At 36.4% G+C, this 13,620-nt stretch carries 11 protein-coding genes; 10 read left to right on the top strand and 1 reads right to left on the bottom strand.

Annotation, left to right across the window (positions count from 1 at the left end):
• Positions 1–118: 118 nt before the first annotated feature.
• From HMPREF1495_RS03290 to HMPREF1495_RS03260, 7 genes are all read left to right on the top strand, one after another.
• A complete protein-coding gene (locus HMPREF1495_RS03290; protein ID WP_007592676.1) occupies positions 119–1,012 on the top strand; it encodes a sulfide/dihydroorotate dehydrogenase-like FAD/NAD-binding protein in 894 nt (297 codons plus the stop codon).
• Positions 1,012–2,403, top strand: a complete 1,392-nt coding sequence (gene gltA / locus HMPREF1495_RS03285; RefSeq protein ID WP_007592674.1) for an NADPH-dependent glutamate synthase — start codon at positions 1,012–1,014, stop codon at positions 2,401–2,403. The genes HMPREF1495_RS03290 and gltA overlap by 1 nt, the downstream gene beginning before the upstream one ends.
• A gap of 198 nt (positions 2,404–2,601) precedes the next feature.
• On the top strand, positions 2,602–3,783 hold the full coding sequence (locus HMPREF1495_RS03280) for an ABC transporter substrate-binding protein (protein ID WP_034212027.1): 1,182 nt from the start codon (positions 2,602–2,604) through the stop codon (positions 3,781–3,783).
• A gap of 120 nt (positions 3,784–3,903) precedes the next feature.
• The gene (locus HMPREF1495_RS03275; protein WP_007592670.1) at positions 3,904–4,785 is read left to right on the top strand and encodes a branched-chain amino acid ABC transporter permease; all 882 of its coding nucleotides are present in this window, start codon (positions 3,904–3,906) and stop codon (positions 4,783–4,785) included.
• A gap of 7 nt (positions 4,786–4,792) precedes the next feature.
• Complete coding sequence (locus tag HMPREF1495_RS03270) at positions 4,793–5,752, top strand: branched-chain amino acid ABC transporter permease (protein ID WP_007592668.1); 960 nt, start codon at positions 4,793–4,795, stop codon at positions 5,750–5,752.
• On the top strand, positions 5,752–6,504 hold the full coding sequence (locus HMPREF1495_RS03265) for an ABC transporter ATP-binding protein (protein ID WP_034212024.1): 753 nt from the start codon (positions 5,752–5,754) through the stop codon (positions 6,502–6,504). The genes HMPREF1495_RS03270 and HMPREF1495_RS03265 overlap by 1 nt, the downstream gene beginning before the upstream one ends.
• An 8-nt stretch (positions 6,505–6,512) precedes the next feature.
• Positions 6,513–7,223 carry an ABC transporter ATP-binding protein gene (locus HMPREF1495_RS03260; protein WP_034212022.1) on the top strand — a complete coding sequence of 237 codons (711 nt, stop codon included), beginning with the start codon at positions 6,513–6,515 and terminating at the stop codon, positions 7,221–7,223.
• Positions 7,224–7,247: 24 nt separating this feature from the next.
• Here HMPREF1495_RS03260 and HMPREF1495_RS03255 read toward each other — a convergent pair whose 3' ends face one another.
• A complete protein-coding gene (locus tag HMPREF1495_RS03255; protein WP_007592661.1) occupies positions 7,248–7,775 on the bottom strand; it encodes a DUF4364 family protein in 528 nt (175 codons plus the stop codon).
• A gap of 177 nt (positions 7,776–7,952) precedes the next feature.
• On the opposite strand from HMPREF1495_RS03255, the gene HMPREF1495_RS03250 reads away from it, so the two are divergent.
• Genes HMPREF1495_RS03250 through HMPREF1495_RS03240 form a run of 3 tightly spaced genes read left to right on the top strand, consistent with a single transcriptional unit; the run spans position 7,953 to position 13,610 of the window.
• Complete coding sequence (locus HMPREF1495_RS03250) at positions 7,953–11,510, top strand: DUF5717 family protein (RefSeq protein ID WP_034212020.1); 3,558 nt, start codon at positions 7,953–7,955, stop codon at positions 11,508–11,510.
• Positions 11,511–11,559: 49 nt separating this feature from the next.
• The gene (locus HMPREF1495_RS03245) at positions 11,560–12,801 is read left to right on the top strand and encodes a DUF5716 family protein (protein WP_034212018.1); all 1,242 of its coding nucleotides are present in this window, start codon (positions 11,560–11,562) and stop codon (positions 12,799–12,801) included.
• A complete protein-coding gene (locus tag HMPREF1495_RS03240; RefSeq protein ID WP_007592655.1) occupies positions 12,792–13,610 on the top strand; it encodes a tetratricopeptide repeat protein in 819 nt (272 codons plus the stop codon). The genes HMPREF1495_RS03245 and HMPREF1495_RS03240 overlap by 10 nt, the downstream gene beginning before the upstream one ends.
• Positions 13,611–13,620: the final 10 nt, after the last annotated feature.

Below are 13,620 nucleotides of genomic sequence, written 5' to 3'. Positions count from 1 at the left end.
AAATTAGCCAAAAAAATAACGAACTGTTCTTATATATTGCTTTTATTTAGTTTGTTTTTTTTGTTTTTTTATGTTAATATTATAGTTGAGATTTTATCTATTTGGAGGGATAAGCAATATGTTTCCTATTGTGAAGAAAAGAAAATTAGCTGAAAACATTTATTTATTCGATGTTTTGGCTAAGAGAGTAGCAGCAAAATGTCTTCCGGGAGAGTTTGTTATAGTAAAGCAGGATAAGCAGGGTGAGAGAATTCCGCTTACAATCTGTGACTATGACCGCGAAGCCGGAACTGTTACTATAGTTATTCAGGTTATTGGCGGCTCAACCAGACTGATTGCAGATGAGCTCAACGAAGGCGATGAGTTTATGGACTTTGTAGGACCGCTTGGAAATGCAAGTGATCTTATAGGTGAAGACATAGAGGAATTAAAAAAGAAGAAGATTCTTTTTGTTGCCGGCGGACTTGGTACAGCTCCTGTATATCCACAGGTTAAATGGCTCTTTGAAAGAGGTATTAAGGCTGATGTGGTTCAAGGTGCAAAGAGCAAAGACTTTGTAATTCTTGAGGACGAGCTTAAGTCGGTATCGGATAATTTATATGTATGTACAGATGACGGTTCTTACGGATTTAAGGGACTTGTAACAGATAAGGTAAAAGACCTTGTTGAAAATGAAGGCAAGAAGTATGACCACTGTGTAGTTATCGGTCCTATGATAATGATGAAATTTGTATCACTTCTTACAAAAGAACTAGGTATACCTACTATCGCAAGTATGAATACAATCATGGTAGATGGTACCGGTATGTGCGGTGCCTGCAGACTTTCTGTAGGTGATGAAATTAAGTTTGCATGTGTAGACGGACCTGAGTTTGATGCACATAAGATTAATTTCAATGAAGCACTTCAAAGATTACAGATCTATAAGACGGAAGAAGGTAAGGAACTTTTGAAGATTGTAGAAGGCGAAACACATCATGGCGGATGTGGCGTATGTGGAGGTGACAAATAATGGCACAGGATATGTGGAAAAAAGTTGCTGTTGCTGAGCAGGAGCCTGAAGTAAGAGCTAAAAACTTTGAAGAAGTATGCCTCGGATATACTGAGGAAGAGGCAATGGCTGAGGCTGCAAGATGCTTCAACTGTAAGAATGCAAAATGTATACAGGGTTGTCCTGTATCTATAAATATTCCGGCTTTTATACAGGAAATATTAAAGGGTGATATTGAAGGTGCGTCAGATGTTATCGCACAGTCAAGTTCACTTCCTGCCGTATGTGGAAGAGTTTGTCCGCAGGAGACACAGTGTGAGGGTGTATGTATCAGAGGAAACAGAGGTGAGGCTGTTTCAATAGGTAAGCTTGAAAGATATGTGGCCGATACCGCAAGAAAAATGGGTATTAAGCCGAAGGCAAATCCGAATAAGAACGGAAAGAGAGTTGCCGTAATCGGTTCAGGTCCTGCAGGACTCAGCTGTGCAGGCGATCTTGCAAAACTCGGATATGAAGTTACCATATTTGAAGCATTGCATGAGCCGGGCGGAGTTTTGATTTACGGAATTCCCGAGTTCAGATTGCCTAAGGATGAAGTTGTTTTACCTGAGATTCAAAACGTTATAGACCTCGGTGTAAAGATTGAGACTGACGTTATCATCGGAAAAACCGTTACAATAGATGAGCTTTTGGAAGAAGAGGGATTTGATGCCGTATTTATCGGTTCAGGAGCAGGTCTTCCGATGTTTATGGGTATTCCGGGTGAGAACGCAAACGGAGTATTCTCAGCTAACGAGTATCTTACAAGAAATAACCTTATGAAGGCTTTCAGAGACGACTATCACACACCTATTATTAAGAGTAAAAAGGTATGTATCGTAGGTGGTGGAAACGTGGCTATGGATGCTGCAAGAACCGCCCTAAGACTTGGAGCCGAAGTTCATGTTATATATAGAAGAAGTGAAGCCGAATTACCTGCAAGAGCTGAAGAAGTTCATCATGCAAAGCAGGAAGGTATCATATTTGATATTTTGACAAACCCTGTTGAGATCCTTGAAGATGAAAAGGGTTGGGTAAAGGGCATGAAAGTTATCAGAATGGAACTTGGAGAGCCTGATGCCAGCGGTAGAAGAAGACCTGTAGAGGTAAAGGGAAGTGAGTTCGTTATCGACTGTGATACTGTTATCATGTCACTCGGTACTTCACCTAATCCTCTTATCGCAAGAACTACAGAAGGTCTTGATATCAATAAGTGGAAATGTATTGAAGCCGATGAAAAAACCGGACAAACTTCAAGAAAGGGAGTTTTCGCAGGTGGTGATGCCGTAACAGGTGCCGCTACGGTTATTCTTGCTATGGAGGCCGGAAGAGCCGGAGCAAGAGGAATACATGAGTATCTCTCAGAAAAATAAATATAAAATAATATAAATTAATTGAAGCCTTTATAGTCGTATTTAGTAAAAAATAACGGTTATAAAGGCTTTGTTATATCTATTTGTTATACCTGCCATGAAAAAAATATATATGCATTTCAAATGTGTTTATTGACAGAATTATATGAAATAAATATAATGAGATGAGTTTTATAAAATTTAATTTATGGAGGCATTATGAAGAAAAGAGTATTATTGTCAGCAATGGCATTGACATTCGGATTGGCATTGACAGCTTGTGGAAACGCAGGTTCAGATAAAGCTGCGGATTCAGGATCTAAGGCTGAGACTGAAGCTGCTGCAAAAGTTGACGGTGACGTATTTACAATAGGAACTACAGGACCGCTTACAGGTAGTGCTGCATCTTACGGTAACTCGGTAAAGAACGGTGCTACTATAGCTATTGACGAGATCAATGCGGCAGGCGGAGTAAAGGTTGGAGACAAGACATATAAGCTTGCACTTAACTTCCAGGATGATGAAGCTAAAGAAGATAAGGCTGTTAACGCATATAACAATCTTATGGACAGCGGAATCAATGTATTTATGGGCTCTGTAACAAGTGGTTCATCACTTGCACTTACAGATTTAACAGCAAAGGATAATATTTTACAGATTACACCTTCAGGCTCAGCTAAGGCAATCACTGAGAATCCAAATGTTTTCAGACTTTGCTTTACAGATCCTCTTCAGGGAAAGATGATTGCAGATTTCGTTGTAGATCAGGGATATGAGAGTGTTGCTGTTCTTTACAACAACTCCGATGAGTATTCAACAGGAGTATATGAGGCTTTCAAAGAGGAGCTTAACACAGCCGGAAAGTCCGATTTACTTGTAAATGAGCAGTCATTCACAAATGATGATGTGGACTTTACAACTCAGTTGACACAGATCAAGGCTTCAGGAGCTAAGCTTATATTTGTACCGGGATATTATGAAGCTGCAGCATATATTGTACAGCAGGCAAAGCAGCAGGGTATCGATGCGGCATTTGTAGGTTCTGACGGTTGGGACGGAGTTTTAGGACAGGTTACAGATCCAAGCGCTGTTGAAGGTGCGGTATTCTTAAGTCCCTTCTTGGCTTCAGATCCTTCTGCGGCAGATTTCACAAAGGCGTATGAGACTGCATATAAGGCAATACCTGACCAGTTTGCAGCTGACGGATACGATACTGTTTATGTAATCAAGGCGGCTATGGAGAAGGCAGGAAGCATTGAGAGTGATGACCTTATCAAGGCTATGACCGAGATAGAGGTAAACGGTATTACAGGTAAAGTATCATTCAATGCCGACGGTGAGCCGAACAAGGAGCCTAAGTTTGTTACTATTACAAACGGAGAGTATAAGCTTTTTGATTAATCTATGAAATTTTAAAGAGGACGGGATTATTGTCCCATCCTCTTTTTCTGACATAGACCTCGGAAAGCTTCTAACGTAAGGTAGGAGTTTTCCGTAGTTTAGGTAAAGAGGGGTAAAAAAATGTTAATTAACTTTATTGAACAGTTAATAAACGGATTGAGGACAGGAAGCATTTATGCATTGATAGCTATAGGTTATACAATGGTATACGGTATAGCTAAAATGATAAATTTTGCTCATGGAGATATAATAATGGTAGGAGCATATGCTCTTTATTTTAGTATATCGGTATTGGGTTTACCTGTTCCGGTAGCACTTTTATTAACTGTTATTGTATGTTCCGTTTTGGGCGTTTTGATTGAAAAGATTGCGTATAAGCCGCTTAGAAAAGCACAGCCTTTGGCAGTACTTATCACTGCAATAGGTATGAGCTTCTTTTTACAGAGTAGTTCTTTGTTGATATTCGGTTCAACACCGATACCTTTTCAATCTGTGATTCCGAACGAAAATATAAAGGTAGGACCGGTAATAATTTCAAGTATTACTTTGGTTACATTGGTAGTTACCGCTGTTGCAATGATTTTACTTACATTGTTTATAAACAAGACTAAGATGGGTTCTGCAATGAGAGCCGTTTCGGAGGATAAGGGAGCTGCGGAACTTATGGGTATTAATGTAAACAGTACCATATCGATGACTTTCGCAATAGGTTCGGCACTTGCGGCTGTAGCGGGTATTTTGTATATAAGTCAGTACCAGTCTATGAAGCCTACACTTGGAGCGTTGCCTGGTATCAAGGCGTTTGTGGCTGCGGTTCTTGGAGGAATCGGAAGTATACCGGGAGCTATGCTTGGTGGAATACTTCTGGGACTTATTGAAAGTGTGTCTAAGGCATATATTTCAACAGAGCTTGCAGATGCTATTGTTTTCGGAGTTTTGATTGTCGTTTTATTGTTCAGACCTTCAGGACTTTTGGGCAAGAAGAAGATTGTAAAGGTATAGGTGTGGTATGAAGATATTAAATAAAAAAACTATATTTAATATAGCTGTAATGTTACTGGCCTATGTATTGGTGTTTGTTTTGATAAACTCGGGAATACTCAGTAGACAATATAAATCCTTGATAGTTCCTATTTGTGTGAACATAATGTTGGCTGTTTCACTGAATCTTGTAACAGGATTTTTGGGAGAACTTTCTTTGGGCCATGCCGGTTTTATGTCAATAGGAGCATATACAAGTGCTTTGATTTCTATCAATACAAGCTTTTTACCTCCGGCGCTGTCCTTTTTTATAGCTGTTGTTTGCGGTTGTATATTGGCGGCTGTTTTCGGATTTTTAATAGGCGTACCTGTACTTAGACTCAGAGGTGACTATCTGGCTATAGTAACACTTGCATTTGGAGAGATAATAAAGTCTGTTATAAATTATCTTAATTTTACCGGAGGATCAAAGGGACTTAGTAAGATTCCTTTATATTCCGATTACAATAATTTTACAGTCGTATTTATTATCATGGTAATATGCATAGTGCTGATTTCAAATCTTATAAATTCAAGAGACGGAAGAGCGATAAAGTCAATTCGTGACAATGATATTGCGGCGGAGTCTATAGGAATAAAGATAAGTAAGTATAAGGTAAGCGCTTTTGTTATAGCTGCAGGTTTTGCAGGACTTGCAGGTTCACTTTATGCTCATAATGTGGGCATTATAAAACCTAATATTTTTGACTATAATAAATCAATTGAGATACTTGTATTTGTAGTTCTCGGAGGTATGGGAAATATTCCGGGTTCAATAATATCCGCAATAATTCTTACCGTATTACCTGAGTTCTTAAGAGGTGCGGACAATTTGAGAATGTTACTCTATGCAATAGTATTGATTTTGATGATGATATTTAATAACAGTAAGTTTAAGGCTAATTTATCACTGAATAAAACCTTTAGAAAGCTTGGAAAGGAGGATTAATGCTGGAGTGTAAGAATCTTGGAATTCAATTCGGAGGATTAAAGGCGGTAGACAATTTTAATCTTAATATTGAAAAAGGAATGTTATACGGTCTTATCGGACCGAACGGTGCGGGAAAGACTACAGTTTTTAACCTCTTGACAGGAGTATATAAGCCGACCGGAGGTACAATACGACTTGACGGAAATCTTATAAACGGAAAAACACCTACACAGATCAATAATATGGGTATTGCAAGAACCTTTCAGAATATAAGACTTTTTTCAAATATGTCGGTTCTTGATAATGTAAAAGTGGCATTGCATGAAAAGGTAAAATATCCTCTGCTTACATCCATGACTCATATGTTCGGATTTTCCAAAAAGGAAAAGGAAATGGATGCTCTTGCTTTGGAGATACTGGATGTATTTTCACTCGGCTCAAAGAAAGATGTTCTGTCGGGAAATCTTCCTTACGGTGAGCAGAGAAAGCTTGAGATAGCAAGAGCTCTTGCTACAAGTCCTTCTTTGCTTTTGCTTGATGAGCCGGCGGCAGGTATGAATCCTAATGAGACGGAAGAGTTGATGGAAACTATCAGAAAAATAAGGGATATGTATAATCTTACAATTCTCTTGATTGAACATGATATGAAGCTGGTGGCTGGAATTTGTGAAAAGCTTACGGTACTTAATTTCGGTACCGAGCTTGCAAGCGGAACACCGAGTGAAGTACTTAATAATCCTGATGTAATTACAGCATATTTGGGAGAGTAGGAGGAACGATGGAAATATTAAAAGTAAAAGATCTTGTCGTGAACTATGGAATGATCAAGGCTGTAAAGGGTGCAAGTTTTTGCGTCAATCAAGGTGAGATAGTTGCTCTTATAGGTGCAAACGGTGCAGGAAAAACTTCTATTTTGCACACGGTCACAGGACTTCTCAGTGCAAAGGAAGGAAGTATCGAGTTTGACGGCAAGGATATAACGAGGACCAAAGCACATGATATTGTTAAGCTCGGAATGGCACATGTGCCTGAGGGAAGAAGAGTTTTCGGAGATTTGACGGTAATTGAAAATCTGAAACTCGGCGCATATATAAGAAACGATAAGGCCGGAATTGAAGAGAGTCTTGAGAAAATTTATAAGAGATTCCCAAGACTTTTTGAGAGAAAGACTCAGGTTGCAGGTACACTTTCAGGCGGTGAGCAGCAGATGCTTGCAATGGGAAGAGCTCTTATGAGTAATCCTAAAGTTATTTTGATGGATGAGCCTTCAATGGGTCTGTCACCGCTTTATGTAAATGAGATATTTGATATTATAAGAGAAATCCATGAGAGCGGTACCACGGTACTCTTGGTTGAGCAAAATGCAAAGAAGGCGCTTAGTATTGCCGACAGAGCCTATGTTCTTGAAACAGGAAATATAGTTCTTGACGGAGATGCAAAGACACTTATAGATGATGACAGTGTAAAGAAAGCATATCTTGGGGAATAAAAAAGGACACATAAGTGTCCTTTTTTATTCCATGCCTCCAAGAAGTCTTTTCATAATATACTGATAAATATCCTGACTGCAGGAGCGCCAATTGTTTTTCATAATATTGGCCTGTTCTTCATCAGGTGAATTTATTTCGATATTTATAAGCGGGGTTTTACCTTCTAAAACCTCACAGTGTACAATCAGGTCATTTCCCGGAAGCTTATAATATTCTGCTGTAGTGGAAACTTCGTTTCTCATGCGGAATTTATTTGTCTGTATAAACTCGTTTATATCTGTAATTATAGCCGGAGAAATCTGTTTCTCAAAAAAAGAGAGGGCTTCCTTGCCTTCTTTTGTCATTTCATATCTGGAATTGTTGTTTATATTCTCTACACTCAGCAAGTTTGATTCCAGAAGCTCCGAAAGGGCCTGTTGGACTATAAAATATGTAGTATATTCTTTACTGACAAAAAAGTCGGATATATTTGAGTTTGTAAGTGGAAATTTCACTTGTTTTAACATATATAGTATCATTAACTTATATAAAGTCATCGGTTCTGAGAGCATCGTCGGACCTCCTGTGTAATATAAAGATTTTACAACAAATGCGATATTATGTAAAGTGTAATACATTACCGGGTATTTTATTCAGTTGCCTGTGGATTACTAACTGCCGATTAGATATAGAAATTCATTATTATTTATGATAAAATGTAGGTTATGGTTTATGGAAGAGGTGTATAAATGAGAGAGCGAATCAATCGTTTGGCAAAGGGGATTATTGAAGAAGAATTACCTATATTGGTCTGTGAGCCGGATAATATAGAACTACCTATAAAGATGGATGAAGCCGTTCGCTTTGAAATAGAGGTACGAAGTGACAATAAAGTACCTTTGAGAGGAGTGGCGTATTCCGACAATATAAGAGTAAGAGTGGTTGATGCAACTTTTGGCGGAATAAAGAACAAAGTTGTACTTGAGATCAACTCGAAAAATTTGAGCAGAGAAGAAAAAATAGAGGGTATTATAACTCTGGTAACAAATGCCGGAGAAAGAGATATACCCTATACTTTTTATATAAAAAATACGGATACTGTACTTGTGCTGGAGTCATTAAAGACAGTGGATGATTTTATGGTCATTGCAAAGGAAGACATAAATATTGCATTGGCTATTTTTATGTATAAAGACTTTTGTAAGTCGGGTTTTATGAAGGACCTGAGATATCAAAAGATTTACGAAGTACTTAATAAGGGCAATAACTTCAGATTAAACCTTGAAAATTTCCTGCAGGCTGTGGGAAATAAAGAAGCGGTGGATTTTTTGCTTGAATCGGATTCGCTTTATTTAAATACGGTAGAAGAAGATAAAGTTTATACCGTCAAAGTTTACAAAGAAAACTGGGGACTGCTTGATATTGATGTATCAACAAATGCAGGTTTTATTAAATTAAATACGGATAAAATCAAAAACGAAAACTTTGAAGATAATACTTTTGAACTTGGATTTACTATAGATCCCGAGCTTTTGCAAGACAGAAAAAATATTGCAAGTATAAAGTTTGGTAACGGTTTAAATGAAAAATATCTCGAAGTTGTAATAAATAAAAATCTTGAAAAAGAATATCAAAGAGAAGCAAGAATATTTGAAAGAAAACAGTGGATTGCCTATATAAAGCTTAGAGTTGAGCATGAACTTTGCAACGATAAAATCGAAAAAAATGAGATTTTATTTAAAATGCTTGCGGTACTTGACAGATTACAGGCAAGTACATACAGGAGTTTTTTGGTAAGGCTTTTAAAGGCCGAAATATACCTGATGCAGGGAGATAAGGCTACGGCAAAGTCTATTATCAACAGTCTGGATTCAAAAATAAAAGAAAACAGGCATGAACTTAGAGATGAGTATCTGATTTTAGAATACCTGGATACATATATGTATCCTGATGCCGAAAAGATGAGAGACCTTACAAAGCTTATCAAGGATTTATATAAGAAATATCATTCAAATATTGAGTTTATGCTTGTATTAAATCTTGATGAAAGTCTGGCGGACAACCCGGCGGAAAGACAGAAGTTTTTAAAGAGGGCTTTTGAGCTTGGTGACAGGTCAAAAATATTGATGATGGAATATGCTCTTTTGCTTTGTAAAAATCCGCATCTTTTGACAAGCTGTACAAGATTTGAAGTGTTGGCGCTTGGCTTCGGCATAAGAAATAATCTTATATCGGTCAATCTTTCGGAAAAAATACTCTTAGTTGTAAGAGAGACAAAGAAGATTAACGGAGCTATATTAAATATTCTGCTTTCAATATACAATGCATTGCCAAGCAATGAACTGCTTACAGATATATGTGAGATTTTTATAAAAGGTAATGTCAGAAAAAAGTATGTAAATGCATGGTATGAAAGATGCATTGAAAAGGGATTGCCGGTGGAAGGCATATATGAGTATTTTGTTTACTCACTTCCGGAAAAATATGATTTACCTATACCTGAATCTGTGCTGAAGTATTTTGAAAGAATAAACTCGATGGCTGATGACTTTAAGGTAAAGATATTTGAAAATATTGTAGAGTTTTATCCGCATAACAGTGAAATATACAGAGAGTTTATAAAGAGAATAAAGATTTTTACCATTGACAATGCTATGAAATTGAAGATGGATGACCATCTTATAAATATCTATTCCGGAATTCTTGAGGATGATGATATAGATGAAAGATTGGCAAAAATTATTCCGTTTTTGATGAACTCATATGATGTGAGAGTGCCTGAAGATAAAGCGGCTTCTATAGTTGTTGTATATCCGGAACTGAACGGCGAAAAGAAATATGAGCTTGTAAATAGCAGGGCTTTTGTAGCACTGTATTCGGAAAATGCAATTATACTTACGGAGGACTGTGAGGGCAACAGATACTATTCCAAAAATATGACAGTAGATAAGATATTCCATATGCAAAATCTTATAGACAGGTCTTATGAGTTGGATAAAAATCATGATATGCACAGGCTTTTGATGCTTGGAAAGATTGCAAAAAGCAGTGAAATCGGTGATGAAGATATAGCTTTAATAGAAGGTGTATTGGATGAAATAGACATTGATTCAAGATTTAAAAATATTCTTTTATCAAAGCTTATTGAGCATTTATGGAAAGATTCAGAAAGGGAAGAAGAGATTAACTTTAAGCTTCTTTATAAGACGGCTGAGATGAATCTGGATGAAGACAATATTTTCATGTATTGTGATACATTGATGAATACCGGAAATGTAAAAGAGGCAATAGATGTAGTCAAATTCTTCGGAGTCGATAATTTCAAAAAAGATGAATTACTTAAGCTAATTATTAAGGCGATTTACGATGAAGCATTTAATCAAAATAAAATACTTGCTTTGATGGCTTTTAATCTTTATAAGGATGAAAAGTACACAGATAAAACTTTGGAATTTATTGCAAAGGTTTACAACGGAAAAACACAAAATATGTTTGATTGTTTAAAGTTATGTGTTGAAAAAAATATTGAGACATATGATTTTGAAGAAAGATTGCTTATACAGATGCTTTTCTCAAATCAGACAGAAGATCTGGATGAGGCTTTCGGAATTTATACGGAGAGAAAAAGAGTTACGGATATAATCATAAGAGCATATTTTACTGTAAAGAGTGATTTATTCTTCATGAATGATGAAAATATAAAAGACAATATATTTGAGTATCTGGAAGACGGACTCAGTGATGTTGACGATATAAAGGAATTCCCGAATATTTATATGCTGGCATTGTCAAAATATTATTCAAAGAAGGATAAACTTAACTTTAAGCAGACAAGATTATGTGAGCAGATAGTAAATAATCTTTGCGATATGGGAATGGTATTTTCGTATTTTAAAAATCTGTCAAAGTTTGTAGCGGTTGAAAGAGATATACTGGAATCCACTTTTGTTGAATACAAGGCAAAGAAAGATTCCGTTATATTGAAGTCAAGAATTTTTCCTTTAAACGATGATTTTATTGAGGAGGAGTTTCCCAATATCTATAAAAATATATTTGTTAAATATAAGAAGATTTTTTCGGATGAGATATGGGAATATCAGATTCTTGAAGATGAAGACGGAGAGATGAAAGTTTCGGTAAATGACTGTGTTCAATTCAGTAAAGCGGATAATGCCGTAGAGAGCAGGTTTATTCTTATAAATGATATAGAGGAACTGCCAAAAGACAAAGAGAAAGAACTTAAGGAAAAATTGACCGAGTTTGTGTATAAAGACGAGTTGGTAGCTAATTTATTTACACTGATATAAAAAATGAAAGGAATGTAAATTTTATGTTTACATTTGATATTTATATAAAATGGGAGATACGATGAATCCGAAGGTACTTGGAATCGCTTTATCGGATATAAGTACAAATCTTATATTTTACCCTGATGATGAAGCATTGATTTTCCCCACTGTTATTAGCAAAAAAAAGGGTGAAGATGCCTGGGTAGTGGGTGAAGATGCTTATGCTTTGGCATTGGACGGAAAAGGTATAATTACCGATAAATTATTAAAATTGACAAGAAAAGACGGTATAGCAACCATTGACGGTACAAGATATGAAGGAAAAGAAATATTAAAGATTTACTTCAGAGAAATAATAAATGCCGGAATGGAAAAATTATATAAGGAAAAGCCTGAGGAAGTAGTTGTAGCTATGGCAGGTTTGGAAGAAGATATAGTCGGTGATATAAGGGAGGCCTTTGTAGGGCTTGGATATCAACCGAACCATATACATATAATAAGCAAGGAAGAAAGCTTTATCTATTTTGTTCTTTCATTAAAAAAAGATATATGGAACAATAAAGTGGGAATGTACGATCTTTCGGATGTAAGTCTTACATACTATGAAATGCTTGTAAACAGAAATTCAAGGAAACTGCTTGTTAATGCGGAGTCCGAAAATATGGATGAGGCTTTTAACTTACAGATACTTAATAATCCTTCAGGAGCCAAGCTTGCAGATAAGATTTTGACTTCAGTTGCCGAGAAAGTAATGGATAAGAAAAAATTTTCGTCTATTTTTCTTACAGGGCAGGTATTTGCGGAACATGAGTGGGCAGACGGATTTATAAGTTATCTGTGTTCAAGAGGTAAGGTATATCTTGATACAAATATTTTTGCAAAAGGTGCGGCATTTAAAGGTGTTGACCTTGCGAGTGAGAACTCCATATATAATTTAACTGCACTTTGTGAAGGAAGACTGAGGTCGGATGTTTATATAAATGTGGAGAACAACGGTAAAGACGGAAAGATATACCTTGCAAAGGCGGGAGACTTTTGGGGTGAACCGGATACCGAACTTTTAATGATACCGGATGAGAAAGAAGTAATAGATATCAGTGTGGTAGGAGTTGACGGTAAGGTCAAGAAAAACATTCCTATTGTACTGGACTTTCTACCAAAAAGGCCTATAAAGACCAGAAGATTTTATTTCAGAACAAAATTTTTGGACGATAAAATCATGAATGTCGAAATAGAGGATGCAGGCTTTGGAGATATGTATCCGCCTACCGATGTAAAGAGAAATATCGAGGTAAATATATGGGATTGATACTGTGTGAAGCCTTAAAAGTAAAAAAGCCTTTCCATATAGAAGTATTATCGCTTGATATACACAGTTATGAAGAGTTGTGCTATATAATATTTGAGAATCCTATTTTAGTCACCGAGGGAATAGTAAGTGATACCTTGGTTGAATTTATAAGGAATGAGTTGAATTTGGAAGTCTTAGCCGATAATGTGAAAAGGAAAATGTCCAACGGAACGGCTGATGAGGATATTTTGGTATATATCATTGATTCATGCAGTCTGTACAATAATGCAGAGACAATTATTTTCAGAAATGTCATGGGAAAGATAAAGAAAATGGCGGTACATGAAGTTGCCAAGCAAAGAGCGGACTATATGTTTTATATAGGAAAGTATGATTTGGCAAAAAAGTACTATCTGGAAATCCTTGATATGGATACAAAGGCTGAGAACGGTTTTATTGGAAGCGTATATCATAATCTCGGTGTTATTTATGCAAATCTCTTTTTATATGAAGAGGCTTTGGATGCGCTGAAAAAGTCATATGAAATCACAAATGATGATGTGATTTTGATAGAAATATATTTCCTTAAGAGAATATTTACAGCATCATATGAAGAAGAAAATGATGAGGAAATGAGTAAACTCTTAAAAGCCGATTTGGCAGGCGAAGCAAAGAAAGCTTTTGATATAGCATTGGAAGGCGTTGGAGAAAGTGAAAGAATAAAGAATATAAATTCTATATTCGAGACGGAAGATACGGCAAGGAAGAAAAAAGTTTTAGATGATTATATCGCTGATTTAAAAGCGGATTACAGAAATATGAAATAAGGCAGGTAGA

Origin of the sequence: Lachnoanaerobaculum sp. MSX33, from assembly GCF_000512995.1 — a bacterium.
Lineage (GTDB): Bacteria > Bacillota > Clostridia > Lachnospirales > Lachnospiraceae > Lachnoanaerobaculum.
This window is presented reverse-complemented; position numbering and strand designations above follow the sequence as displayed.

Bases quoted from the DNA above. Each gene is read 5' to 3' on its own strand.
- HMPREF1495_RS03290 (WP_007592676.1), top strand. From the start codon at position 119: ATGTTTCCTATTGTGAAGAAAAGAAAATTAGCTGAAAACATTTATTTA.
- gltA (WP_007592674.1), top strand. From the start codon at position 1,012: ATGGCACAGGATATGTGGAAAAAAGTTGCTGTTGCTGAGCAGGAGCCT.
- HMPREF1495_RS03280 (WP_034212027.1), top strand. From the start codon at position 2,602: ATGAAGAAAAGAGTATTATTGTCAGCAATGGCATTGACATTCGGATTG.
- HMPREF1495_RS03275 (WP_007592670.1), top strand. From the start codon at position 3,904: ATGTTAATTAACTTTATTGAACAGTTAATAAACGGATTGAGGACAGGA.
- HMPREF1495_RS03270 (WP_007592668.1), top strand. From the start codon at position 4,793: ATGAAGATATTAAATAAAAAAACTATATTTAATATAGCTGTAATGTTA.
- HMPREF1495_RS03265 (WP_034212024.1), top strand. From the start codon at position 5,752: ATGCTGGAGTGTAAGAATCTTGGAATTCAATTCGGAGGATTAAAGGCG.
- HMPREF1495_RS03260 (WP_034212022.1), top strand. From the start codon at position 6,513: ATGGAAATATTAAAAGTAAAAGATCTTGTCGTGAACTATGGAATGATC.
- HMPREF1495_RS03255 (WP_007592661.1), bottom strand. From the start codon at position 7,775: ATGCTCTCAGAACCGATGACTTTATATAAGTTAATGATACTATATATG.
- HMPREF1495_RS03250 (WP_034212020.1), top strand. From the start codon at position 7,953: ATGAGAGAGCGAATCAATCGTTTGGCAAAGGGGATTATTGAAGAAGAA.
- HMPREF1495_RS03245 (WP_034212018.1), top strand. From the start codon at position 11,560: ATGGGAGATACGATGAATCCGAAGGTACTTGGAATCGCTTTATCGGAT.
- HMPREF1495_RS03240 (WP_007592655.1), top strand. From the start codon at position 12,792: ATGGGATTGATACTGTGTGAAGCCTTAAAAGTAAAAAAGCCTTTCCAT.